Below are 23,670 nucleotides of genomic sequence, written 5' to 3' on the forward strand. Positions count from 1 at the left end.
GCGAAGCCCAGGACCAGTCGGTCCATGGTGCGCAGCCACAGGTTGCGCCGGCCGCCGTGCACCTGGCACTACTTCCTCTGGAACCTCAGGTCCCAGTCTCCAGGTGTCCGCGATCAAGGGGAAGCTTCAAAAGAGGATGTGAAAAAGCTGCCGGGCCGCGGGCGGGAAGCCGCCTGCGGCCCGGCAGTTGGTACGAGAGGTGCGGCGGATCAGAAGGCGCCGGTGCCGTTCGGGGTGCCAAGGCCGGTGGGCCCGTCCCAGCCGACGCGGGCGTTGCACCACTGGGTGGTCGGGCAGCTGCCGTTGCTGCCGGAGGTCACGTCGTAGAGCGACGTCGCGTGTGTGTAGGGGTAGTTGTTGTCGATCGAGCCGGTGTTGCCGGCCAGCCCGTAGACCGAGGCGATGATCGGGGACGACACGCTGGTGCCGCCGAAGACCAGCCAGCCGGACCGGCCCTGGTACGCGGTGCTGTCGTAGACGGCCACGCCGGTGGCGGGGTCGGCGACCGCGGAGACGTCCGCCTCGGCGCGGTTGGCGCAGCCGGTGTCGAAGAAGGCGGCGCCGCTCAGCGCGGCGTTGTACGCGGAGCAGCCGCTGCCGGCGCCGCTCCACGCGGTCTCGGCCCAGCCGCGGCTGCTGGTCGAGGTGGTGAGGTGGGTGCCGCCGACGGCGGTGACGTAGTGCGAGGAGGCCGGGTAGCTCGCGCCGTAACCGCTGTCACCCGAGCTGGCGGTCACCGCGATGCCCGGGTGGTTGTAGTACGAGCCGTAGGTGGCGTCGGAGGCGTCGGAGCCGCCGTAGCTGTTGCTGATCGCCACGACGCCGGAGGTGGCCGCCGCACGGTTCACCGCGGCACCTAGATTGGCGAAGGACGACGAGCTGGCCTCCACCAGGAGGATGTGGCAGTTGGGGCAGATCGCGGAGACCATGTCGATGTCGAGCGAGATCTCCTGGGCCCAGCCTCCGTTGCGGCGGGGGTAGTTGGTGCCGCCGTTCTGGTCGATCTTCTTGAAGCAGCCGTTGGCCGTGGTGCAGGCCGGCAGCCCGAACTGGCTGCGGTACACGCCCAGGTCGGCCTCGGCGGTCGGGTCGTCGTACGCGTCGACGATCGCGACCGTCCGGCCCGAACCGGCCGTGCTGGACGGCAGGTTGTACGCGGACTGCAGACTGGAGGGTCCGTAGCCGGAGGGCGTGGCGTTCGGGGCGACCGACTTCAGGGGGGTGAGGTCGGTGCGGACGATGGCCTTGCACGCCGCAAACCCGGTCTCGGCGGTGGCGCAGGAGTGGGCCGGCGCCTTGACGCTCGGCGTGGCCGCGGCGTGGGAGGCCACGGCGGGGCCGAGGACCGTGAGTGGGATCGCCGCCAGGGCCGAGGCCACGATAGTCAACAGCCTTGCGCGCAGCTGCATATGGGTCTCCTTGGGATTGTGGAGATCAGCGACGGCGCAAGCGTGCTGGAACAGCAGCCGAACGGAAAGCCATGGAATATTAAATACAGGATTCGTCTATGATTCCTGCCTGCATGAATGGTGATTCGGAGTGCGAAACTCTGACATGCCCATGGGGGTTTGGCTAGCCGGATCCCAGGGTAACTGCCCGCTGCCGTGCTGGTGACGCAGGGTCAGTTCTGCCGCAGCGCCCGCAGCCTGACCCAAAGCGCCTGGTCGAAGCTCGTCACCACCTCAACGCCGCACAGCACACCTGGACCAGCCCAGCTCGCCCAGTCCTGGGCATACTCCTGCTGCTGGCCCTCCTGGGCGGCCGACAGTGCCGGAAGACCGGCGATGAGAGCGGGGCGGCACGTGGGCCGGTTGTGACTGGCGCCGGCTGGGGCGGCGGTGGACGGGGCGTCCGGCTCGGTTGAGGGGAGCTGTGTGTCGTCGCTGAGCAGGTCGTTGGACACGGTGCTGTCCGAGCCGATGAACAATTGCCATCGCTACTCGGGTTCTGGCTCGCTTTCCGTGACGCGCGCACGCTGAGTGACGGCTGCTGCTCCGATCAGGCTTCGGGAAGTTGCCTGAAAATGACCAGAGCGATCTTGGTGTGGTCGACAGTACGGCGTCGTGGAAGAGACATCGCCTTCCCTGGAGGGCCTGCTGTTACCGTCCATCGCGGACGTGTCGGTGCTGTCGCTGGACGTGAGTCACGAGGCGATACGCGTCGACGTCTGCAGTACGGCGGCCGGGTCGACATGCCCGGGCTGCGGGAGCGTGTCGACCCGGGTGCACAGCTCTTACCTGCGGTTTCCTGCGGATGTGCCGAGCGGGGGACGTCTGGTGGTCCTGCAACTGCGAGTTCGGCGGTTCTTGTGTCCGGAGTCTTCGTGTGCTCGGCGGACGTTCGCTGAGCAGTTGCCGGGACTGACCCGGCGGCACAGCAGGTGGACGGAGCGGTTGCGGTCGACTCTCGCCGCGGTGGGTCTCGCCCTCGCCGGCCGGGCTGGCGCCCGGTTGGCACGGGCCTTCGGGGTGTCTATCAGCCGCAGCGCGGTGTTGCGGCTGCTCGATGCGTTGCCGGAACCCGAAGTCCCGGCCCCGCGGGTGGTTGGTGTTGATGAGTACGCCACGCGCAAAGGACGGGTCTACGGCACTGTCCTGGTGGACATCGAAACTCGCCGTCCGATCGATCTGCTCCCAGACCGGGAGGCGTCCAGCCTGGCCGCGTGGCTCGCCCAGCGGCCCGGCATCGAGGTCGTCTGCCGGGATCGCGCGCCGTTCTTCGCGGAAGGCGCCACAGCCGGGGCACCACAGGCGACGCAGGTCGCCGACCGCTGGCATTTGTGGCACAACCTCGGGGAAGCCGCTGAGCGGGCTGTCGCCCGCCACCGCCAGTGCCTTCGCGTCCTGGTCCCCGATCGCGAGGGGAAGGCCGACGAACCGGCGCCGCCCGACGAGAAGGCGGACTCTCCATGGCGGAGCGAGCGGTTCGCCAACCGCGTCCGAGCCAGGCACGCCATGGTCCACGCGCTGCTGGAAGCCGGCCACAGCCGCCGTTCGATCGGGCGCCAGCTGAACATGACCCACCGCACCGTCAAGAGCCTCGCCGACGCTGCCCGGCCGGAAGACCTCTTCTGCGGCCAGTGGCAGCACAACCGGACCTCCCTCCTCGACGAGTACAAGCCCTACCTGGACGAACGCTGGGACGGGGGCTGCACCAACGCCTGGAAACTCTGGGAGGAGATCGTTCCCTTGGGCTATCGAGGCAGCTACGGCCGGGTCAGCGCCTACCTGCGAGAGAAGCGCACTTCGCCACGGCCGGTCACCGCGCAACCGCTGGCACCCCGCGTGGTGACGAGATGGATCCTCAGCCGACCCGAGACTCTGACCGAGATCGAACAGCTCCGGCTCAAGACCGTCCTGGCCAACTGCTCCGAACTCGACGCCCTCACCGGTCACGTCCGGTCCTTCGCCCAGATGCTCACCGAGCGCCAGGGCGAACGACTCCCGCAGTGGCTCGACGCCGTCCGTCAGGACGACCTGCCCAGCCTCCACACTCTCGCGGCAGGGATCGACCGAGACCGCGACGCGGTCATCGCCGGACTCACACTGCCCTGGAACTCCGGCGTCGTCGAAGGACACGTCAACCGGATCAAGATGCTCAAGCGCCAGATGTTCGGCCGGGCTGGCTTCGCACTGCTCCGCAAGCGAGTCCTGTTGGCTCACTGATCAATGTCAGATGCACGCGATAGCTTCCGAACATGGGTGTGTATCTGGTGAGCGTCGGCGCAGAGGAATGGTTCGGTGACGAGGAAGATGGATGGGGCGAAGTTGCTTCAGCGCTCAACGCTGAACTCAGGCGGCGGGGCCTACCGCCCTACGAGGACGTCCCCCCAGAGACGGACTTCGCACCTGGCTCAGGGCAAGCTTTCGAGGAGAAGCTGTCTCCCTCTATGACCGGGTTCCTCGCCTTGTGTCAGACGCACCTGTCACGAGAGGAATCGGAGATCCTCTGCGGCTGGACCGTGCTCGTGCCCTTCTCACTCGACGAGCAAATCTGGTTGCCCATCGATTCCGACGACCACGAGTCCATGGTCGTCAGCGCTCCTCAGGTACTACCGCTCGCCGAGAAGCTGGCGGCAGCCATCGATCTGCCAGCCGAAACCCCGGCGACATGCGACAACCTCGACCTGAGCATGTGGTTCAGGCACCAAGCAAAGGAACTGGCCACTACTCGAACAGGACCGTGGACCAAAAACCTGGACACAGCCTTCTACGTCGCACTGTTCCTGCGCGCCGCCCAGCACTCGATCAGACGCGGCTGCCCCATCGTCTGCACCTGAGGCCCGTCTTCGGCCCCACCGGTCTTCCGGCCGAGGTCACTCAGCGTGCGCGCGTCACGGAAAGCGAGCCAGAACCGCTACTCGTGAACAAAGCCACACTGGGCAGCGGGGCCGCGGACGACGTACCGTCAGGACTCGCGTTCTGGCCGTTGTCGAGCCCTTCCTGCCGTACCAAGGTCCGCGACGAGATCAGCGACTTCATGGCCGTCATGCCCGACGACGCCGGGAGGAGGCCGGTGCACTTAGGGCCAAGGCAGCGAGTTCGGCTTTCCAGGCGCGGGTGCGGTAGCCGTTCGAGCCGCCCGCGTCCGCGGTGATCAACAGCCGTCGGGAGTGAGGGTAGTCGTCGCGTCCTCGGCCGTTCCACCAGCGGCGGACAGATTCCACAGCGAACGCGGCGGTGTCGTGGTCGGTGCCGACACTGACCCATCCGGTGTTCACGGTCAGGTCGTAGATCCCGTATGGGATGGCCTTGCCCAGGTCCGGGTCCGGGAAGTCGTGTGTCCGTACCCGGACCGGTTCGCCCTCGCGGTGCCACTCGGCGCCCGCGTTCGGGCCCTCCACCTTGATCGTGGACACCTCGACACTGGATCTTGAGTCCAGGGAGTGGAGTCCCAGGTGGGGACCTACAAGTACATCTGATCACAGCGAGTGACTACCGCACCGAGATGACCGAACACTTCCGCATCTGGAAGACCGTCACCGGGGCACTCGCACACGCCTGACCGCAGGACCCGGCACAGCACCCGAGCACCATCACACACCCCAACTCGCCAGCCACACCAGCAACTTGACAAGGCCCGCCAGCTGAGTCGCCGCGCCCTAGGGCTAGCCCAGCGGCGGCGGTCCAGGAGGGCCGCCGCCGAGAAGGCGGGCGATAACGGCGGACAGTTCGCGGAGGAGCACGGCGGACGAGGTGGTCTTGGTCAGTCGGAACTCGAACTCCGCCTTGCCTTCCTTACGTTTGATCCGGATGTCCACCTTGGTCTGCAGCCAGCCGACCAGCGCGCCCAGCACGACAGTCGCAGTGACGGCAGTCTCCACGGACATGTGCTCGTCCGCGGGCGGGTCGGCCAGAACGGCGCCCGCCGTCGCCGCGGTGTCGGGGTCCTCAGCGATGTGGGTCAGCAGCCGACGGGCGACTGTCAGCATCCGCTGTTCCGGCAGCCCGGAGATGGTGACGGGCGACTGCTCGCCGACCCGTAGCAGCGCTGAGAGCAGGGACTCGGCTTCATCCGCGTCCAGAGGAGTACGGGTGGTGTCGGTTGTGCCGATGTCCTCCGCGATTTCCTGCAGGGACAGCAGGACGGAGCGGTCGGGCAGGTTGGCGACGGTGTGGGCGGCGAACGTGGTCATGGATGCCTCCAGTTGTCGGAGCCGTCGCCGAAGAGAGCGAGGGCCGCCCAGTGGTAGGGGTGGGCCTCCCAGGGCTGGCCCGGGGTTTCGAGCGTCTTCTTCTGGGCGTGCCAGAAGGTCCGCCAGAGCGGTTGGCCGGGGTCGGACCGCAGGCCGCGGTAGAAGTCGACGAGGAGCCGCCGTGAGCTGTGCTCGTCGACGTTCCACAGCGACGCGACCACGGTGTCTGCACCGGCGTACAGTAGGGCTTGGACCAGCCCCTCAAGGTCTCCGACGGCGTGTTCGTCCCTCAGACCGGTCGCACAGGCACGCAGGGTCAGCAGCCGAGTGGGAAGGGCGCTGCGGGCGAGGTCCCGGGCGGTCAGCAGGTGATCGAGCCGAGCGATCACGGACTGCCCGGCGGGCATTTTGCTGGGACGGCGGCCGTTCTGGGCCAGCAGCAGTCCCGAGTCGAGAGGTTCCCGGGTGTCGAAGTATCCGTGGCAGGTGATGTGGGCGATGGCGGCCGTGCCCAGCCGATGGAGGACCGCCTGGCGGGTCGCATCCTCCCCGGTCAGCGCGATGACCGGCCACCCCGCGGCACTCAGCAGCTCGGCGTCACCCTCCAGCCGCTCGGGCACCGGGTCCTCACGGGCAGCCACCGCGGCGCAGAAGACCTCCAACGTGCCGTGTCCCTTGTGTGCCTGATGCCGGGCGGCCGCGTGCAACAACGCGCTCGCACCGCTGACGTACACAACGGCGTGCCGGGCGGCGAGCGGCGGGCCCTCGGGGGTGGGCACCGCGGACAGCGGCAGCCCGGGTAACGGGCCGTCCCCGGAAACGTAGAGCAGCTCGCGGCCGCGGGTCAGGGGCAGGAAGGCGGCCAGCAGCGGGGTCAGCTCGGCCAGGAAGGAGATGTCGCGGCGCCAGGGACGCCGTGGGTGCAGCGGTGCCGTGGGAGGGAAGTCGTTCGGCGCGCCGTCGAAGATGTGCCGCAGCCGCCGCGCCAGGTCGGTGAGCCGCTTCTCTCCCACCGGTACCCGTGAGGCGGTCAGCCGGTCGGTGTCCGGTACGAAGATGAACACGGTGGTCGCTCTGGCGCCGCAGTGGAAGGACACGAAGGCGATGTGCTCGACGTCGGGCAGGGATCGCAGGTGGCTGCGCAGGTCCGCGAACCGGTAGGGCCGGCCTCGACGGAGCCGCACGTAGTCCGGGGCGTGTGCGGACATGCGGTCGTGGACGTCGGCGAGCCGCGCCGCCGCGGTGCGGTGCTGTTCGACGGCGGCCGGTGCGCCCGCCCGGCCGGCCATCACCTGCTCGATGGCACCTGGTCCTGGTGCTCCCTGGAACCCCACCTGCCGGCGCACATCTGGCGGGGTTACCACGACGCGGCCGACGAGGACCGCCGGGCGCAGCACGAGGCATGGCTGGCATCCCTGACCCCGGCTGAGCGCGCCGCGTGGGAGGCAGACCAGGAGGCGGCGTACTGGGCGAACATGGCGGACGAGGCCCGCGAGCCGTATGACCCCCATGAGGACAAGTACGCGGCGATGGTCCTGGACGAGCTGGACGAGGAGCGCCGGGCTGACGAGACGGACGACTTCGGTGAGTACGAAGACGGCGAGTGGGCCGGTGTGGAGATGTGGGACGGCGCTGACCGGTGAACCCCGACCGGATCACCGACAACACACCCGACACAGCCCGGATCACCCGCAGCACCTCGGACGGAAACCCCGACATGACCACCACCGCCAGCACGCTCACGTACGGCCCCCTGCAGTTCCCCCACCGCGCCGGCCTGACGCTGTGGCAGTTCACGCGCGCCCAGCGCCTCGGACTCATCCCCGGTCCCGATGTGACCGGCGACCGCTGGTCCGCCGCCGTCTTCGACGACGCCGTCGCCCGCATCAACGCCATCAGGCAGGCCGTCGGCACGATGCCCGACGTCGGCGCCACCCGCGCCGAGGAACGCCTCGCTGAGCGCTTCGACATTCCTGTGCACCCTGGCACCGCCGCCGAACTCGCCCGCCGCGGCCATCTGCCCGCGGCCGGCGACCACAAAGGCCATCCCCTGTACTGCGGCCTCACCCTGGAGAAGTTCAACGACCGCCGCAAGGTCCAACGCGCCTCGGCCGCAGGAACACTCCACATACGCGACGCGGCCGCACAGGTCCTTGGCATCCGCGCATCCGACTTCGACCACCTGGTCCGCGCCGGATTCCTGACCCACGCGGACACCGCCCGCTCGGGCTGGAACAGGCACGACGTCGTCCTGCTTTACCGCCGGGCCGATCTGGACCGAGTCGCCCGCAGCCGCCGCATCGACTGGGAAGCCGCCCGCGCAACCCCCAAGGGCCACCGGTCCCCCCTCGCCGCCCTCCCCACCCAGCAGCAGGCGACCGGGCGATGACGGCGGCTGAGCCGGGCATCGACTGGTACGCCGAAGTCGCAGCGGACTGGGCCGCGCAGCAGCACGCCGAGGACGAGAAGGGGCGCATCCCCGAGGGCGGGCTGTTCGTCACCCACTGCGGGCGGTGGGTCGACGGCGCCGGCCTGGCCTGCCCTCAAGTGATCTCACACTCCGGGCTGTGCGGACCCACACGGACAACGAGGACGGCGGGTGCCGACGCGACTGCCCTGACGGCGAGTGCTACTGCCCGGTCCCCGGCGAATGCCCGATCAACCCCGCCTGCGGCCAGCCGGCGTACAGGTTGATGCCGGACTTGCCGGTGTCCGGGTCGAGGTCTCCCTGCCGGAACCGAACGTTGCGGACGATGATGTTGGACGAGTTGGAAAACGACACCTCCCGGCCCATGAAGCCGATGCCGTCGCCAGGGGCGGTCGTGCCGTCGATGGTGATGTTGCTCTTGACGACGACCGCGGAGGAGAGATTCACGTAGCCCCCGACGTCGAAGACCACGGTCCGGCCCGAGGAACTGACCGCGTCGCGGAAGGAGCCGCTGCCGAGTCGTTGAGGTTGGTGACGTGGTAGGTCGTTCCGCCCGCGCCGCCGGTCGCGTTGGCGCCGTTACCCACCGGGAAGGCCACCACGGACGCGGAGTCGGCCGTGAACGTCAGTGCGGACGACACGATCGTGGCGAGAGCCAGGCCGGTCAGAAGTACCCGGCCCCGCCACGGAGAACGAGCATGTTCATGCTGTCGCATCATGCTTCCAGTGAGTGAGGGTCTCGCTTACTGTTCGACGCCGTTGATGACGACGTGGTCGAGTTCGAGGTCAGTGACGTTGACTGCGGTGTTCGCCTTGCTGAGCGGCCCGTCGATGGTGACGTCGCTGAGCCGCACCGTGCCGACCGGGTCGTCGGCGTAGCCCTGGATGTCCCAACCCTGGGAGGCGGAGGCGACCGACCAGTGGCTCAGGTTGATGTCGGTCACGGTCGGGGGGTAGGTGCCGGTGTCGCCCTCGCCGTAGTTGAAGTCGATGAGCAGGAGCGGTCCGCCGATCGCCTGGACGTTGACGCGGTAGACGTGGCTGTTCTCGAGGAACCCGCCGCGCACCGAGTTGGTCTTGAGTCGATGGCCGGCTCGCAGTCCGGTCGAGGACATGGTCAGGTCGCGACCGTAGACGTTGCGGATGCCGCCGGTCATCTCGCTGCCCAGGGTGATACCGCCGTGCCCGTTGGCGAACGTGGAGTTCTGGACGACGAGGTTCTGGCAGGGGACGTTGACCCGCCGGCCATCGGTGTTGCGCCCCGCTTTGACGGCGATGCAGTCGTCGCCGGTGTTGAACGAGACGCCCTCGATGAGCACCCCGTCGCACGATTCCGGGTCGCAGCCATCGGTGTTGGGACCGGTGGATTCCACGGTGACGTTGCGGATCGTCACGTCCTGGCAGAGCGTGGGGTGCAGGTTCCAGAACGGCGAGTTCCTGAGGGTGACGCCTTCAACCAGCACGCGCTCGCACCGGTAGGGCTCGACGAAGCAGGGCCGGAGGTGGTAATTTGCGCCGTCCCGCTCTGGAACAGGGATCCCTGCGTTGGCGGTCGCCTCCAGGGCGGAGAAGTCGCTGCCGCCGGGCTTGCCCCACGTGTACCAGTTGTCCGTGGACGCCTGACCGTCCAGCACACCGTTTCCGGTGAGGGCGATGTCGTGCTGACCGTAGGCATAGATCAGCGGCGAGTAGTTCATCAACTCGATCCCCTGCCAACGGCTGTACACCGTGGGCAGGTACGCCGCCGGATCGGTGTGGAAGAGCAGCGTGGCGCCCTCGACCAGGTGCAGTTCGACGCGGGACAGCAGGTGGATCGGGCCGGTGGCCCAGGTACCGCTGGGCACCACCACTCGTCCTCCGCCCCTGCGGTGTGCGGACTGGATGGCGTTGGCCAGCGCCTGCGTGGTGTCGGTCGTTCCGTCCGGAACCGCCCCGAAATCGGTGATGCGGATTTCCCGTTGCGGGATACGGGGGCGGTGGATCGCCGCGATGATCCTGTCGGCGGCAACGTCCGCGGCTCGGTCGGCGTCCTGCTGCGACTGCGCGAAGGCGCTGCTCGGCAAGAGCGAGGGAACGACCGCGGCGCTGCCCAGGGCGATGGCGGAGCGCAGCAGTTGTCTACGGTTCGGTGAGGAGTGGGTCATGCGGACCTCTCGAATCAGATGGCGTGGTGATTCGGGCTGCGTCAACGCAGGGTAAACTCACCCGTGTTGCCGTGTGCGAGCAACTCGTTCGTGATCAGGAACGAGCCGAGTCCTCGCTGGTCGTTCGCGGCCCGGGAGCGGGCGAAGTAGTAGAGCAGGTCACCGACGCTGGTACTGGTGACGATGTCGGTGAGGTCGGTCAGCCCGGTCGGGCCGAGCGCGATCCGCTCGAGCACTCCGCGGTATCCGGCCAGCACTCTTGGCTCTTCCCGGTGGCTGAGGGCGCCGCGTTGGATGGCCCGGGCCAGCGTCCAGGTGTACATGGACGTGGCTGACGTCTCGGTCCAGTTCCTGCTGTCCGCGCCCTTGTCGACGACCTGGTACCAGCAGCCGGTTGCCGAGTCCTGGTAACGGAGCCAGGCCTGCATGAGGTTGCCGAGGATCGCCTCGACTCCGGGGCGTCCGGGGTGGTCGTCGGGCAGGTACTCCAGCGCGACGGTGGCCGCCATGCCGTACCAGCCCATGGCACGCGCCCACTTCTCCGGCGCACGGTGGGTCACCGGGTCGGCCCACGGCTGTGCGCCGGATTCGTCGTACGCGTGCATGAGTAGCCCCGAGGCGTCCTGCAGATGGGTGCCGTAGACGTTCAACTGGTGGGCGACCTCGTCGTCGGCGTAATCGACCTCGCCGTAAGCGTGTCCGTAGCGGATGAGGAACGGCAGCAGCATGTACGTGCCGTCGCCCCACAACTGCCACTGGCGGGTGGTGTAGTGCCAGAAGCCCCCGTCGCTGGTGCGGGGATAGGTTCTCAGCCGGTCGCGGATCTGTTGCGCCGCGGTCCGGTAGCGGTTGTCGCCGGTCTCGCTGTGCAGGATCAGCAGGATGTTGCCTGCCTGCATGGAGTCCAGGCTGTCGAAGGGGTCGCCGATGTGGCCGGACGCGTCGACGAAGCGATCGGCCCATGTCCGGATGTACTCCAGATACCGCGGGTCGCGCAGGCGCTGGTAGACCAGGTACTGGCCGTACAGGTACAGACCGGTGCCGTAGCCCCAGCCGCCGAGTGTTGCCGGGGTGGATCGGCGCATGGTCGATTCGACCAGGGCCTGGGACCAGTCCTGGGCGGCGCGCGGCCACTCCCCCAGGGCGACCCAGTCGAGCAACGGTCCACCGGCATCCGTCACGGTGGCGGCGCGCAGCCGATGCGGACCGGTGTCGGGAAACCGGACGTAGGTGGTGACCGAGTGCCAGTCGGCCCCTCCCCCGGTGGGAGCGAACTCCACCGGTTCCCTGCACGGAACACCGTCGACGGAGAGCTCCAGCCGAAGGGCGGCAGCCGCCGTGACGTCCGCGAGCGAGTAGCGGAAGCTGACCGGCACCGTTCCGGGCCGCGGCGCCTCGACCGTCCACTCGACCCAGGAGCCGCTTCGGGCCGGGAAGGCCACGTACCCCGTGCCCGAGTATCCGGACGAGGCGGTGGCGAGGGAAGCGCCGGACAGGGTTCCCGTTTCGGCCTCGTACACCCGCACGCCGTTGCCGGACGCATCGTCTGCCCGTGCGGGCGTGGGCAGGCCGGCGAGCAGCGGAATCGCTGCTCCTGCGCCGAGAAGCGCCCTTCGTGACGGACGACCCATTGCGTTGTCGGTCATCGTTGACCTCCCGAGTCTCGGATGGCACTCATCTGGTGGTAGCCGCCCCCGCGCGACGAGGGCGCAGGTCAGTGGGCCGAAGCCGGGATGCTCACGTCCCCGTCACGTCCACGGCAAGGATGTTGACGGTGGTGCGCACGGTGGTGGCGGTGTCGTAGCCGTAGCGGTTCGGCCAGTCGATGATGCCGTTCACGTAGGCACCGGAACCGCCGGCAAACTTGGTGACCAGTCCGGTGGCGGGGTCGATGTAGCGGCGCACGTAGTCGGCGACGTTGAGGGACACCTGATAGGTGTCGGCGACCAGCGAGCGGTCACCGGAGTTGAGGTAGTAGTCCCAGACCCAACCCGGGTACATCTCGGTGTAGTCCGGGATGTCGCGCTTCCCGTCGCCGTTGGGGTAGACGGCGTTGAGCCGGCCGTCGGGCCAGTAGCGCTTCTGCGACTCGGCGAACTCCCTGATCGCCTTCGCGGTCTGGCTCCGGTCCCCCGAGCCGGCCATCAGCGCGCGGGAGATGTCCACGGAGTCGCCGAGGAACTGGCCCTTCTCCCGGGTGGGGGTGTCCAGGAACTGCTCCTGGGTGTCGTACAGCGCCGAACGCTGCAGCAGGTCGTCGACCTGGTTCAGCGTCGGGTCGGAGCTGGTGAAGGTAGCCGCCCTACTCGGGTCCTCGGCGACGTGCTGGACCTCCGCGGCGATCGACGAGGCGTCCAGCGGTTCGCCGGCACCGGAGATCTGCAGGTACCGGAACCCTTCGTAGGTGTACGCCTGGAAGACCTGCGCACCGTCGTGCTCGATGTAGGAGTACGACAGGTTGGTGCTCTGGTTGTCGTGGTTGGACGAGGAGACGCTGCCGTCGGGCTTCAGCACGTACCCGGCCTGCAGGGACACGGTGCGCCCGGACTGGCCCTGGGCGAACGAGATCTGGGGCATGGCGGGGATGATCCGGCCGAAGTCGGCCACAGCCGAGCCGTCGGCGAGCGTGGTGACCTTCACCGGATGCACGGTCTGGTAGCTGAGGCGGGTCTGCTGGGCCTGGAGGTGGGTGAACACACCGCTGGGATGGACGCCGACGACCGACGGCGCCTGCCAGGAGGAGGCGTCGAATCCCGGCAGCGTCCAGCCCTCCTGCGCCTGCGCGAGGCGGCCGTCAACGGACTCCCGGTAGTCGCGGCCGTCGCTGTTGCGGTAGGACTGCGTCAGCCACGGGCCGCGGGTGACCTGCCAGGTGCCGTCGGACAGGACGACCTCCTGCGAGCCGTCGGCGTGGTCGATCACCAGCCGTGCCAGCATGCCGGGCTCGTCGGACGGGCGTCCCTGGCCGGGACCGTACCAGTGGTAGAGCACCCCGATGGCGTTCGCACCGCCGGCCTTCACGTCCTGGGTGACGTCGGTGGCCTGGTAGTAGCCCTCGTCGGTGTAGGTGTACGCCGGTCCCCGGTCGACCAGCTTGCCGTTGATGTACGCCTGGTACTGCTGGTACGCCGACAGGTAGAGCCGGGCGCGCACCACCTGGCTGGCGCCCGTGGTGAACTCCTTGCGGGCCAGGGTGTAGTCGTCCTTCTCGCCAGTGGTCCGGCGGATCCAGCTCGCCTTCCACTCGGAGTCGGTGATGCCGGTGTCGAACGACGCCAGTGCCGCCCACTTCGAGGCAGCTCCGGCACGGTCCCAGGTGCGCACGGTCCAGGTGTAGCTGCTGCCGTCTGCCAGAGCAGGGCCCCCGTACGGGACGTACGCCTCGTCGGCGGAGGTGACCTTGCCGCTGTCCCAGACCTGCTGAGCCGCTCCGGACGCGGTGGCGGCACGGCTCACCACGATCTCGTAGGCGGACTGCGACTCCCCCGGGTCGACGTCGAGCGGCTGCCAGCCGAACTGCGGGGCGCCCTCGACCTCGAGCGGCCGCGACTGGTCACCCACCGTCAGGTGATCCGGAGCGAGCGGCGCGTGATTGGGCGCCGCGGCCACGGCCACGCCGGGGGCGGCAGCCGAGAGGGCCGTCAGGATCGCGGTGGTGAGCAGGATGCCCTTGCTGCGTGAACGGGCAACGGCTCTTCTCTGGGAGGTTGACATGGTGTGGTGAGCTCCTCGGTGGCAGCTTGTGGTGCGGGGCGCAGGGTGCGGAAACCCGGTCGTCGCGTCGAGGCAGTGCGCAGAGGAGGTGCCGGCGGCGACCCGGGCCTGCGAAGGTGCGTGGAACCCGAGCGGTCACCTCGGGCAGATTTCCAAGCTGATTGAATCGACTCAGACGATGGGGAACTTAATCCTGACTCCACCAGTACGCAAGAGATCGCACGCGATTGGCTGCCCACGTTGGGAGCGTCAGCCGCTCGGGGGCCGCACAAGATCCAGGAATTGAAACGTTCAATCCGAAGGCAGAGCGGGGCCGCCGCGGGCGATCCGCGGCAGCCCCGCTTCAGGATGGCCCTACTGTGCCGAAGCCGCAGCTGCGACCTGATACACCTCCGTGTTCATGTCGATGCCCTCGGAGAAGTTGACTGCCACGTAGTGCCGATCGCGATACCAGCTCTGGTTGTCGTCCAGCGTGATGGGGTCGCTCACGAAGCTGCCGCCCGGTTGCACGTGTACGGCGACTGGCGTGCTGCTCCGGTCCAGGAACAGCCGGGCGGTGCCGTCCAGCGGGAACGACGGGTGCCGCGCGATGTCGAATTTCCCGGCCACGGTGAAGGTGCGGGTCGGCGCAGGAGTGATCACGTCAGGGTGATCGATACTGACGGCTTTCAGCGGTACGCGTTCGCCAGTTTCGGTCACGGCTGTCGTCTGGTCCAGGAGGTTTAGAGGCGTGGTGTTGTACGTCGTGGTCGCTCCCGTCGCCGGGTCGAGGTAAGTGACGTTCTGCACGACGAAGTTCTTGATGTTCTTGTTCTTGTCGAAGCCGGACTGCAGGGTGCTGCTGGTGTGGAAGATCGAGTTGCGGTAGTAGACGTTCTCCACCGGGGAGCGGGATGCGGCGCTGCTCAGGGCGAAGGTCGTCTTGCCCGGGGTCATCGTCGGCACGGTGTTCACGTGGTCGATGTAGATGTCGCGAATGGTCGGGTCGAAGGCGTCCGCGTTCGGGAACGGAACGGTCTCGGGGTAGTTGCCGTCCAGTTGCACCAAACCCGATGTGGCCTGCTGCAGCGTGCAGTTGCGCAGGTAAATGCGCTCCACCACCCCGCCGCGGGTCGAATTGGTCTTGATCTTCAAGGCCATGGCGAGACCGGGACCGGTGAAGACGTTGTCCTCGATGAACACGTCGCGGATTCCGCCGGACATCTCGCTGCCCATGGAGATGGCAGCCGAGTTGCCGCCGTCGTTGTTGTACACGGAATTGCGAATGATGACGTCCTGACTGGGGGCGCGGTGCTCACGGCCGTTGACGTTGCGCCCTGACTTGATTGCGGCACCGTCGTCGCTGACGGTCACGTAGTTGTCCTCCATGACCACGTTCCGGCTGGACTCGGGGTCGACCCCGTCGTCGTTGTTCCAGCCCTTCACCTCGAAGTCCTTGGTCTTGTCGCTGTAGATGTCCAGACCGCGGATCAGGACGTTCGTCGAGTTCAGGGGATGGACGATCCAGAACGGGGTGTTACGGATCTTGACACCCTCAAGGAGCACGTCGGACGAGTCGTTGGTCTCGATGAACTGGGGCCGGAAGGTCGACTTCATCGCCTTCGCGCCGGCAGGCGGAGCCACCTGTTCGACCTTGCCCCCCTTCACCATCGGTATCGTGGCGGGCAGATGCCCGTCATCGGTGAAGATGCGCTGCTCGACGGGAGTGTCCTCGAAGTTCATCTCGTTGAGGACGCCGTTCTCGCCGTAGTCGGCGTCAGGGTCCTTGTTCTCCACGGAGGGCTCGCCCCAGTAGCCCTTCTTCCACGGGCGCCAGTTCCACATGTCCTCCTGGCCGTCCAGCATCCCGCCGCCGGTCACCGCGATGTCGTGCTGGTGCAGGGCATAGATGAGGGGGGAGAAGTTGTACATGTCGGTGCCCTCGTAGCTGGTGCGCACGACCGGGTAGTACTCGTTCGACTTGTTGCGCATGAACTTCACGACTGCGCCGCTGTCGATGTGTAGGTTGACGCCGCTCAGCAGGTTGATGGCGCCGGAGTAGTAGGCGCCGTCGTCATTGCGCGAGAGCCCCGCCGGGACCACGACGATGCCACCGCCCGCCTTGTGGCAGTCCTTGATGGCAGCATTGATGGCAGCGCCATAGAACCACACCTGCCGTGAGCGGAAGACCAGCGGTGAGGACGTGGCCGCCGGATCGCCGGCCTCGTTGCCCACGGCGTACGTCTCCGTCGCCTGCCGGACCAGGGGCGCGTACACGGGTGCGGTGACGTCGCAGCGGCGATCGGGGAACACCGGCGTGTGCGCGTTCACGGAACTGTCGGTGCTGTCGTACAGGGGCTGGTCCCAGTACACACCGTCGCGCTTGGGCGCTGCAGGATCGTAGACCGCGAACCGATAGCTGTACGTGGAGAGACCGTCCGCGGCCGTGACCACGAGGCGATCGCCGGCTTTGACCGCGCCGGAGTGCACGACCCTGCCGGACGCGTCGACGATCTTCCGGGTCTGCTGGCTGTGGTCGGAAGCCGTGAGGTGCGCCAGCACATCAGCCGCCTCGGCACCCGCCTGGACCGTCACGGTGGAGGTGCCGACGGTACGGACGACGGAGGCGGAGTGGTCCTTGAGCACCACGACGGTGCCGGTGGACTTCACTGCCGAATCCGCAGCGTGGGCGGATGCTCCGGTCGCGGCAGTGGCTGCGATCACCGCGAGGCAGGCGAGGGCACCTGCGGGAATCCACGACCGCGGCCGTCGACGGGCGTGCTGTCTGCGACAGTTCATGGAGATACTCCAAGAAGTGGAGATGGTTGGTGTCGATGATTGAAACGATTCACTCATAGAGCGCTGCTGCCCGGCCGTGCGCCGGTCCGTCACCTGCCCGCTGTCATCCGGCCGCCGACGAAGGTGGCGTCGGGGTCGTCGGGTGCCAGTTCTCCGCCGTGGCGGGCCAGCAGGTCCCGTGCCCAGCCCTCCTCGTCGTCCTGCGGCGCGCAGCCGAGCGCTCTGGCGCCGTCTAGGTCCCACCAGGCGCGGATGTTGGCGGAGATGCCGTTGACCGTGGCGAAGCGCAACCCAGGCGCGGCGAAGAGGAGGACGGCGTCCCCCGGGCTGAGCCTGGTCGCCAAGTGCCTGAGCTGCGTGGGGTGTGCGAAGCAGCTCCCGATGCGCACGCACGCGACCCGCATGCCGAACCGGTCGGCGTAGTAGGACCCGAGGGCTTCGCCGAAGGCCTTGCTGACGCCGTAGAGGGAGTCGGGGCGCGGGCGGGCGCTGTCCGAAAGGCGGGTGTCCGCGGTGTACCGGCCCACGGCGTGGTTGCTGCTGGCGTACAGGACGCGGGTGACGCCGGCCTCCCGTGCGGCCTCGAAGACCTGGTAGGTGCCGTCGATGTTGGTGTGCAGCAGGCGGGGGAAGTCCGCCTCGTGCGGAATGCCGGCGAGGTGGATCACCGCGCCCGCACCCCGCATCGCCTCGACGAGGCGGCGGCGGTCGGAGATGTCGCCCAGGAGCCAGGGCACGTCGTCGGGTGGGTCCGGAGGGGCCACGTCGAAGCAGCGCAGCTGCCAGCCGAGGCCGGGCAGGCCCTGCCGCAGGATGGTCCCCACTGCGCCGGCCGCACCCGTGATCAGAACGGGCCGAGTGATGCCCGAACTGTGCTCGGCATGACGCTGATCCATCTCGCCGCCCCTCAGTCCGACGCCCGGGCGACGAGCTGGGTCGGGTTGACGAACCGCAGCGCGATGAGCAGGAGCACGGCCATCGAGCCGGTGTAGATGACGGCCATGGCGTCGACGGACTGCGGTGCGCGGATCCCGGCGGAGTTGACGGCGGAGAACAGGGACACGATCAGGGTCTGGCTGGTGGGTCCCGAGGTGAGGAACGTCAGCTCGAACATGCCGAACGTCCGCACCAGGACGAGGATGCCGGCGGCCAGCATCCCCGGCAGCAGCAGCGGCGACAGGATCCGGGTGAGGACGGTCCAGGTGGACGCCCCGCACATCCGCGCGGCGGCCTCGATCCGGGGATCGATCTGCTCGATGAACGGGGTCATGGTGAACACGACGAACGGGATCGACGGCACCAGGTTGGCGACGACCACGCCGGTGATCGTCCCCGCCAGGTGGATCTTGTAGAGGACCGTCGCGAGCGGGATGCCGTAGGCGATCGGCGGCACCAGGATGGGCAGGACGAACAGCGTGGTGACCAGCTTCTTGCCCGGGAACGACCGGCGGGCCAGCGCGTAGGAGGCGGGGACGGCCAGCGCCAGGGAGATCACGACCACCAGCAGGGTGACCTCGATCGTGGTGGTCAGCACCTGGCCGAGGCTGAACTTGTGCCAGGCGTGGCTGTACCAGGTGCTCGTCCAGCCGTGCGGCAGCCAGGAGTCGAACCAGCTCCGGCTGAAGGAGTTGACCAGCACGGTGGTGATGACCCCGGCGAGGTTGACGAAGAAGAACGCCAGCACGGCCCACGTCAGCCAGGTTCCCGGGCGCAGGGCCAGGGCGCGGCGGCCCGGCGGGGCGGTGGGTCCCGTGGCGGCGGGGCGCGTCTCGAGTGCGGTGGTCATCCTTTGCCTCCCGTGGCGCCGCTGTAGAGCCTGGCCCGCAGTCCGGTGAGGGCGGCCAGCACGGCCAGCATCAGCGCCGTCATGATCATGGCGTCGGCGCAGCCCTGGACGTAGTCGAAGCGTTCGAGGGCCGCCTGGTAGACCTCGATGGAGATGACATGGGTCTTGCCGTCGGGGTCGCCGACCATCAGCGCGGAGGGGAAGACCGCGAAGGCCATCACGAAGCTGAGGCAGAAGGTCGTCATGAGCCCGGGCAGCAGGAGCGGGAACGTGACGTACCGGAACCGCTGCCACCAGCCGGCGCCCAGGGTCGCGGCGGCCTTCTCCAGGCTGGGGTGGATGCCGGACAGGTAGGAGTGGGTGAGCAGGTACGAGAAGGGGAAGCCGCTGATGATCAGGGAGAGCAGCACCCCGGTGTAGTTCATGGTCAGGTGGACGGGCGAGTCGGCGAGGCCCAGCCAGTGCAGGGTCCGGTTGAACCAGCCGGCGGGTCCGTAGAACTCGAGGATGCCCTCGGCGGTCAGCACCGTGCCGAGGGTGATGGGCACGACGAGGACTGCGAGCAGCAGGCGCTTACCGCGGAACTCGCGCCGCATCCGGTACGAGATGGGGACGGAGGCGCCGACGTTGATGAGCGAGGCCGGGATCGCCAGCGAGAACGTCGACCAGATCGATTTGCGCGCGAAGGGGTCGGAGAAGAAGGCCCGGTAGGCGCCGAGGAAGCCGCCCTTCGTGGGCTGGAACGAGAGCTGCAACCCGTACAGGAAGGGGTAGCAGAACAGAGCGAGCACCGCGAGCGCGCCGGGGAGGATGAGGAGCAGCGTCCGGTCCACGCCGCGTTCCGCCAGCCGGTGGCGCAGGGCCAGCTTCGTGGCGGCTGGACGGGCAACGGCGGAGACGGTCATGAGACACCTCCGGCAGTCGGCGCATCATCGAGTGCCGCAGTATCGGCATCCGTGAAGACCAGGGCCCGTTCGGCGTCCACCGCGACGCGCAGTGCGTCGCCGGGGCGGACGGTGCCGGCGGACCTCAGGTGGAGCCGGTCGCCGTGGGCGGTGACGGCCTCCACGTGCAGCACGCGGCCGTGGTACTCGACGATCTCCGCGGTCGCCTCGGCGATCGGCTGCTCGTCGCCCTCGGCCACGCGCAGGTCCTCGGGGCGGATCGCGACGGTGGCGGTGTCCCCGGGGCGCGGACGTACCCCGCCCACGACGGTTCCGCGCACCTTGAGCCCGCGGCCCTCGGCGACGGCCTCGGCGGCTTCGACGGCGGTGAGGTCGAGGGTCAGCAGGTTGCGGTAGCCCATGAACGCGGCGACGTGCGCGTCGGCCGGGTGCTCGTACAGTTCGGCGGGAGTGCCGATCTGGCTGACCTGTCCGGCGTGCAGCACGACCAGGCGGTCGGCGAGGGACAGCGCCTCCTCCTGGTCGTGCGTGACGTAGATGGTGGTCAGGCCGAACTCCTGGTGGATGCGGCGAATCTCGCTGCGCATGGACAGCCGCAGCGCCGCGTCCAGGTTGGACAGCGGCTCGTCCATCAGGACCAACGGCGGTTCCATCACGATGGCACGGGCGATGGAGACGCGCTGCTGCTGGCCGCCGGAGAGCTGTCCGGGGTGTTTGTGAGCGTGCTCACGGAGCCGGACCAGGTCGAGCACGTCGTCGACCCGGCGCCGCGTCTCCGCCTTGCTCACCCTGCGCATCTTCAGCCCGAAGGCGACGTTGGCCCGCACGGTCAGGTGCGGGAAGAGCGCGTAGTTCTGGAAGACCATACCGAAGCCGCGCTTCTCCGGCGCGAGGGTGTCCACCCGGCGCCCGTCCATGGTGATCTCGCCGGAGGTCAGGGGCAGCAGCCCGGCCAGGCAGTTGAGCGCCGTGGTCTTGCCGCAGCCCGAAGGGCCGAGCAGGGCGACGAACTCGCCGCCGCGGATGGTCAGGTCCAGCGGGTGGAGCGCGAGGTGCCCACCGTAGGCGCGGCTGACGCCGCTCAGCCGCAGCTCGCCCAGCTGCGACGCCTTCCGCACCCGCTCTCCCTTGGAAGTGGCGGCCGGCGGTGGGGACTTCTGCGCCGTCGTCGGCGTCGGAGGTGTCGTGGGTGTCGACGGCGTCTCGGGTGTCGAGGGCTTGGTCCGGGTCACCGGCTGGCACCGATCTTCTTCTCCCACAGGTCGAACGCGGTGACCTGGGCGGTGGCCGGCAGCGAGTTCTTCGTGGGGTACTGCGTCATCCAGGAGTCGAACTCCGGCTCGCCGTACTTGGCGATGACCTGCTGGGAGGCGGCGGGTGCCTGCTTGATCCCGACGTTCTTCACGGCAGGCCCGGGGTAGAAGTAGCCGTCGTCGTAGGTGGCGGCCTGCTGCTCGGGAGTCAGGGCGAAGGCCAGCAGCCTGAGTGCAGCGCTGAGTTCGTCGTTGCTGACGCCCTTGGGGACGACCCCGTACTGGGCGTCGCTGACCCAGGTGAGGTTGTCGAACTTGGCGACCTTGACCGAGGCGGGAACCGTGCCCAGGGCGCGCGGGTTGATGTACCAGCCGGTCGTCGTGGCGATCAGGTGGACGGTGCCCTGGGCGAGGTTCGTCATGACGGCTGCGGTCTTGGCGGGGTAGCTGCTGACGTACTTGTTCAGCTCGGTGAGGTAGGCCCAGGTCTTGTTCCAGCCGTTCACCGGGTCCGTCGGACGGCTGTCGCCGAGCAGGTACGGCAGGCCCATCAGGAATGTGCGGCCGGGCCCGGAGTTGCGCGGCCGGGCGTACTGGAACTTGCCCGGGTGCGCCTTCGCCCAGTCCAACAGCGCGTCGGGGGTGGTCGGCACGGGGTTGACCGCGGCGGGGTCGTACTCCAGCAGCGGTCCCGAGGGGTACCAGACGAGTTCGATGCCCTGGTCCTGGGCCAGGGTCGCCATGGAGGCGGCGGCCGGCTGGTAGTTGGCCATGAGGTCGGGGAAGAACGCCGGGTAGTACGGCTTGAGGTCGTACCACAGGCCCTTGGCGATGCCGGCCGACAGTCCGTCGGTGCCGGTGAGGACGAGCTGGATCTGCACGTTCCCGGCCTGCTGCTGCGCCTGGACCTTGGGGGCGAGTTCGGGGGCGGTGCCGGTCGTCGTGGTGATCTTGGAGACGATCTCGGGGTGCTTGGCCTTGAAAGCGTCCAGGATCGGCTGGGTGAGCTGGAGGTTGCCGGCGACGTCGAGGACGTTGAGAGTGACCGGCTTCGACGGCTGTGTCGGCAGCGACGTGGGAGCCGACTTCGAGCTCGTGCCGCTGGACGGCGCGCCGCAGGCAGCCAGCACGGGGGCCGCGGCCGCGCCGAGCGCGACGGTGCCCAGAGCGCGGCGGGTGAACATTCTGCTGTGGTTGTGACTGGTGCTGTCAGACATGCTGCTGGAGCCCTTCGTCCAGAGGGGTGAAGCAGGGGGCAGTGCTGAAGTCGCGACTCCAGCGCGGGAGCTACTGCGGGTCGGGGGCCGGGTTGCGGCCGGGTCGGGCGAGGAAGCCGAAGTCGCAGCCCTGGTCGGCCTGCGCGACATGCGCGCTGTACAGGGCGCCGTAGCCGCGCTCGTAGTGCGGTGCCGGGGGCCGCCAGGCGGCGCGGCGGCGCCGGAGTTCTGCATCGTCGACGTCGAGGTGCAGGCACCGGGCCGGGACGTCGAGGGTGATCGGGTCGCCGGTGCGCACCAGGGCGAGCGGCCCGCCGGCGTGTGCCTCGGGTGCCACGTGCAGGACGCAGGTGCCGTAACTCGTGCCGCTCATCCGGGCGTCGGAGATCCGCACCATGTCGGTGACGCCGCGTTCGAGGAGGTACGCGGGGATGGGCAGCATGCCGTACTCGGGCATGCCGGGGCCGCCCAGCGGGCCGGTGCCGCGCAGCACCAGGACGCTGTCGGGGGTGATGTCGAGTGCGGGGTCGTCGATGCGCCGCTGCAGGTCCTGGTAGGAGTCGAAGACCACCGCGGGACCGGTGTGGGTGAGCAGTTTCGGGTCGGCGGCAAGGTGCTTGATGACGGCGCCGCCGGGGGCCAGGTTGCCGTGCAGGACGGCGACGCCGCCCTCGCCGGCCACGGCGGTCTTCGGGGTGCGGATGACGGCGGGCTCGTGGACCTCCGCTCCTTCGTAGTAGGTGCCGAAGGGGCGGCCCGCCACGGTGGGCCGGTCGGGGTGAAGGGCGCCGGGGACGCGGGCGAGTTGGGCGAGCATGGCGGGCAGTCCGCCGGCGTAGTGGAAATCCTCCATGAGGTGCGTGCCGACCGGCCGGACATCGGCGAGGACCGGCACCCGGGATCCGATGGCGTCGAAGTCCTCCAGGGCGAAGGGGACTTCGGCACGTCCGGCGAGGGCGATCAGGTGGATCAGGGCGTTGGTGGACCCGCCGAGCGCCAGGACGGTCGCCGCGGCGTCCTCGAACGCCTCGCGGGACAGCACCCGGGCCGGGGTCAGTTGCTCGCGGACGAGGCCGACCGCGCGGGCGCCCGACGCCGACGCCATGCGGTGGTGGCCGGAGTCGACGGCGGGGACGGACGACGAACCAGGCAGCGCCATGCCCAGCGCCTCAGCCGCGGCGGTCATCGTGGAGGCGGTGCCCATCGTCATGCAAGTGCCGGCAGAGCGGGCCAACCCGCATTCCACCTCGGCGAGTTCGCACTCGCCGATACGGCCCGCGCGGAACTCGTCCCAGTAGGCCCACAGGTCGGTGCCGCTGCCCAGCGTCCTGCCCCGGTGGTGGCCGCGCAGCATGGGTCCCGCGGGGACGACGATCGCCGGCAGACCGGCACTGGTGGCGCCCATGAGCAGGGCGGGAACGGTCTTGTCGCACCCGCCCATCAGGACGGCGCCGTCCACGGGGTAACTGCTCAGCAGTTCCTCGGTCTCCATCGCCAGCAGGTTCCGGTACAGCATGGGGGTGGGCTTCTGGAACGTCTCGGACAGGGTGGCGACCGGGAACTCCAGCGGGAAGCCGCCGGCCTGCCAGACGCCGCGCTTGACCTGCTCGGCGCGCTCGCGCAGGTGCATGTGGCAGGGGTTGATGTCCGACCAGGTGTTGAGGATCGCGATGACCGGCTTGCCAAGGTGCTCCTCGGGCAGGTAGCCGAGCTGCCGCATCCGCGAACGGTGGCTGAACGCCCGCAGCTTGCCGCCGGTGGCGCCCTCACCGAACCAGGCAGCACTGCGCAGCGGGGGCACGGCGTCCTG

Annotated in this window: 19 protein-coding genes and 1 pseudogene; 4 read left to right on the forward strand and 16 right to left on the reverse strand. The window is 68.7% G+C overall.

What is annotated here, in order from left to right; genetic code table 11:
- Positions 1 to 209 precede the first annotated feature (209 nt).
- Entirely contained in the window at positions 210 to 1,409 is a 1,200-nt protein-coding gene (locus IEZ19_RS40860; RefSeq protein ID WP_189316462.1) for a S53 family peptidase, read from the reverse strand.
- Between the two features lie 212 nt (positions 1,410 to 1,621).
- Positions 1,622 to 1,927, reverse strand: a complete 306-nt coding sequence (locus tag IEZ19_RS40865; RefSeq protein ID WP_189316463.1) for a hypothetical protein — start codon at positions 1,925 to 1,927, stop codon at positions 1,622 to 1,624.
- A 157-nt stretch (positions 1,928 to 2,084) separates the two neighbouring features.
- On the opposite strand from IEZ19_RS40865, the gene IEZ19_RS40870 reads away from it, so the two are divergent.
- Complete coding sequence (locus IEZ19_RS40870; RefSeq protein ID WP_444545203.1) at positions 2,085 to 3,665, forward strand: ISL3 family transposase; 1,581 nt, start codon at positions 2,085 to 2,087, stop codon at positions 3,663 to 3,665.
- 32 nt (positions 3,666 to 3,697) lie between these two features.
- The gene (locus tag IEZ19_RS40875) at positions 3,698 to 4,279 is read left to right on the forward strand and encodes a hypothetical protein (RefSeq protein ID WP_189316464.1); all 582 of its coding nucleotides are present in this window, start codon (positions 3,698 to 3,700) and stop codon (positions 4,277 to 4,279) included.
- Between the two features lie 246 nt (positions 4,280 to 4,525).
- On the opposite strand, the pseudogene IEZ19_RS40880 reads toward IEZ19_RS40875, so the two are convergent.
- From IEZ19_RS40880 to IEZ19_RS40890, 3 genes and pseudogenes are all read right to left on the reverse strand, one after another.
- A pseudogene (locus IEZ19_RS40880) lies at positions 4,526 to 4,840 on the reverse strand (ISAzo13-like element transposase-related protein); the annotation flags it as partial.
- A gap of 267 nt (positions 4,841 to 5,107) precedes the next feature.
- Positions 5,108 to 5,635, reverse strand: coding sequence for a hypothetical protein (locus IEZ19_RS40885; RefSeq protein WP_189316465.1), 528 nt, complete (start codon positions 5,633 to 5,635; stop codon positions 5,108 to 5,110).
- Entirely contained in the window at positions 5,632 to 6,843 is a 1,212-nt protein-coding gene (locus IEZ19_RS40890) for a CHAT domain-containing protein (RefSeq protein WP_189316466.1), read from the reverse strand. The genes IEZ19_RS40885 and IEZ19_RS40890 overlap by 4 nt, the downstream gene beginning before the upstream one ends.
- 6 nt (positions 6,844 to 6,849) lie before the next feature.
- Between IEZ19_RS40890 and IEZ19_RS40895 the strand changes: the two genes are divergently transcribed.
- Both IEZ19_RS40895 and IEZ19_RS40900 read left to right on the forward strand, forming a co-directional pair.
- Positions 6,850 to 7,278, forward strand: coding sequence for a hypothetical protein (locus IEZ19_RS40895; RefSeq protein ID WP_189316467.1), 429 nt, complete (start codon positions 6,850 to 6,852; stop codon positions 7,276 to 7,278).
- 74 nt (positions 7,279 to 7,352) lie between these two features.
- Positions 7,353 to 8,024 carry a hypothetical protein gene (locus IEZ19_RS40900; protein ID WP_229841402.1) on the forward strand — a complete coding sequence of 224 codons (672 nt, stop codon included), beginning with the start codon at positions 7,353 to 7,355 and terminating at the stop codon, positions 8,022 to 8,024.
- Positions 8,025 to 8,264: 240 nt separating this feature from the next.
- Here IEZ19_RS40900 and IEZ19_RS40905 read toward each other — a convergent pair whose 3' ends face one another.
- The 11 genes from IEZ19_RS40905 to IEZ19_RS40955 all read right to left on the reverse strand — a co-directional run bounded on the left by IEZ19_RS40905 (position 8,265) and on the right by IEZ19_RS40955 (position 23,661).
- A complete protein-coding gene (locus IEZ19_RS40905) occupies positions 8,265 to 8,534 on the reverse strand; it encodes a hypothetical protein (protein ID WP_189316487.1) in 270 nt (89 codons plus the stop codon).
- A gap of 272 nt (positions 8,535 to 8,806) precedes the next feature.
- A complete protein-coding gene (locus IEZ19_RS40910; RefSeq protein ID WP_189316468.1) occupies positions 8,807 to 10,207 on the reverse strand; it encodes a glycoside hydrolase family 28 protein in 1,401 nt (466 codons plus the stop codon).
- Positions 10,208 to 10,248: 41 nt separating this feature from the next.
- Positions 10,249 to 11,853 carry a glycoside hydrolase family 88 protein gene (locus IEZ19_RS40915; RefSeq protein ID WP_229841404.1) on the reverse strand — a complete coding sequence of 535 codons (1,605 nt, stop codon included), beginning with the start codon at positions 11,851 to 11,853 and terminating at the stop codon, positions 10,249 to 10,251.
- Positions 11,854 to 11,944: 91 nt separating this feature from the next.
- Positions 11,945 to 13,921: a family 78 glycoside hydrolase catalytic domain gene (locus tag IEZ19_RS40920; RefSeq protein WP_189316469.1), complete on the reverse strand. Its 1,977-nt coding sequence runs from the start codon at positions 13,919 to 13,921 to the stop codon at positions 11,945 to 11,947.
- Between the two features lie 354 nt (positions 13,922 to 14,275).
- Positions 14,276 to 16,570: a glycoside hydrolase family 28 protein gene (locus tag IEZ19_RS40925; RefSeq protein WP_189316470.1), complete on the reverse strand. Its 2,295-nt coding sequence runs from the start codon at positions 16,568 to 16,570 to the stop codon at positions 14,276 to 14,278.
- Between the two features lie 218 nt (positions 16,571 to 16,788).
- On the reverse strand, positions 16,789 to 17,595 hold the full coding sequence (locus IEZ19_RS40930; RefSeq protein ID WP_189316471.1) for an NAD-dependent epimerase/dehydratase family protein: 807 nt from the start codon (positions 17,593 to 17,595) through the stop codon (positions 16,789 to 16,791).
- Positions 17,596 to 17,606: 11 nt separating this feature from the next.
- Positions 17,607 to 18,485 (reverse strand): ABC transporter permease, encoded by an 879-nt coding sequence (locus IEZ19_RS40935; protein ID WP_189316472.1) that lies wholly within the window; start codon positions 18,483 to 18,485, stop codon positions 17,607 to 17,609.
- Positions 18,482 to 19,390 (reverse strand): ABC transporter permease, encoded by a 909-nt coding sequence (locus tag IEZ19_RS40940; protein ID WP_189316473.1) that lies wholly within the window; start codon positions 19,388 to 19,390, stop codon positions 18,482 to 18,484. Before IEZ19_RS40940 ends, IEZ19_RS40935 begins: the two co-directional genes overlap by 4 nt.
- Positions 19,387 to 20,508, reverse strand: a complete 1,122-nt coding sequence (locus tag IEZ19_RS40945) for an ABC transporter ATP-binding protein (protein ID WP_189316474.1) — start codon at positions 20,506 to 20,508, stop codon at positions 19,387 to 19,389. Before IEZ19_RS40945 ends, IEZ19_RS40940 begins: the two co-directional genes overlap by 4 nt.
- 110 nt (positions 20,509 to 20,618) lie before the next feature.
- Positions 20,619 to 21,860 carry an extracellular solute-binding protein gene (locus IEZ19_RS40950; RefSeq protein WP_229841406.1) on the reverse strand — a complete coding sequence of 414 codons (1,242 nt, stop codon included), beginning with the start codon at positions 21,858 to 21,860 and terminating at the stop codon, positions 20,619 to 20,621.
- 70 nt (positions 21,861 to 21,930) lie between these two features.
- Positions 21,931 to 23,661 (reverse strand): IlvD/Edd family dehydratase, encoded by a 1,731-nt coding sequence (locus tag IEZ19_RS40955; protein WP_189316484.1) that lies wholly within the window; start codon positions 23,659 to 23,661, stop codon positions 21,931 to 21,933.
- Between the last annotated feature and the right edge of the window lie 9 nt (positions 23,662 to 23,670).

The organism is Streptomyces brasiliensis (genome assembly GCF_014647875.1).
Classification (GTDB): Bacteria; Actinomycetota; Actinomycetes; order Streptomycetales; family Streptomycetaceae; genus Streptomyces; species Streptomyces brasiliensis.

Excerpts from the sequence above, each read along its gene's own strand:
- IEZ19_RS40875 (WP_189316464.1), top strand. The coding sequence starts at position 3,698 with ATGGGTGTGTATCTGGTGAGCGTCGGCGCAGAGGAATGGTTCGGTGAC.
- IEZ19_RS40860 (WP_189316462.1), bottom strand. The coding sequence starts at position 1,409 with ATGCAGCTGCGCGCAAGGCTGTTGACTATCGTGGCCTCGGCCCTGGCG.
- IEZ19_RS40935 (WP_189316472.1), bottom strand. The coding sequence starts at position 18,485 with ATGACCACCGCACTCGAGACGCGCCCCGCCGCCACGGGACCCACCGCC.
- IEZ19_RS40920 (WP_189316469.1), bottom strand. The coding sequence starts at position 13,921 with ATGTCAACCTCCCAGAGAAGAGCCGTTGCCCGTTCACGCAGCAAGGGC.
- IEZ19_RS40950 (WP_229841406.1), bottom strand. The coding sequence starts at position 21,860 with ATGTCTGACAGCACCAGTCACAACCACAGCAGAATGTTCACCCGCCGC.
- IEZ19_RS40915 (WP_229841404.1), bottom strand. The coding sequence starts at position 11,853 with ATGACCGACAACGCAATGGGTCGTCCGTCACGAAGGGCGCTTCTCGGC.
- IEZ19_RS40885 (WP_189316465.1), bottom strand. The coding sequence starts at position 5,635 with ATGACCACGTTCGCCGCCCACACCGTCGCCAACCTGCCCGACCGCTCC.
- IEZ19_RS40890 (WP_189316466.1), bottom strand. The coding sequence starts at position 6,843 with ATGTCCGCACACGCCCCGGACTACGTGCGGCTCCGTCGAGGCCGGCCC.
- IEZ19_RS40900 (WP_229841402.1), top strand. The coding sequence starts at position 7,353 with ATGACCACCACCGCCAGCACGCTCACGTACGGCCCCCTGCAGTTCCCC.
- IEZ19_RS40910 (WP_189316468.1), bottom strand. The coding sequence starts at position 10,207 with ATGACCCACTCCTCACCGAACCGTAGACAACTGCTGCGCTCCGCCATC.
- IEZ19_RS40940 (WP_189316473.1), bottom strand. The coding sequence starts at position 19,390 with ATGACCGTCTCCGCCGTTGCCCGTCCAGCCGCCACGAAGCTGGCCCTG.
- IEZ19_RS40930 (WP_189316471.1), bottom strand. The coding sequence starts at position 17,595 with ATGGATCAGCGTCATGCCGAGCACAGTTCGGGCATCACTCGGCCCGTT.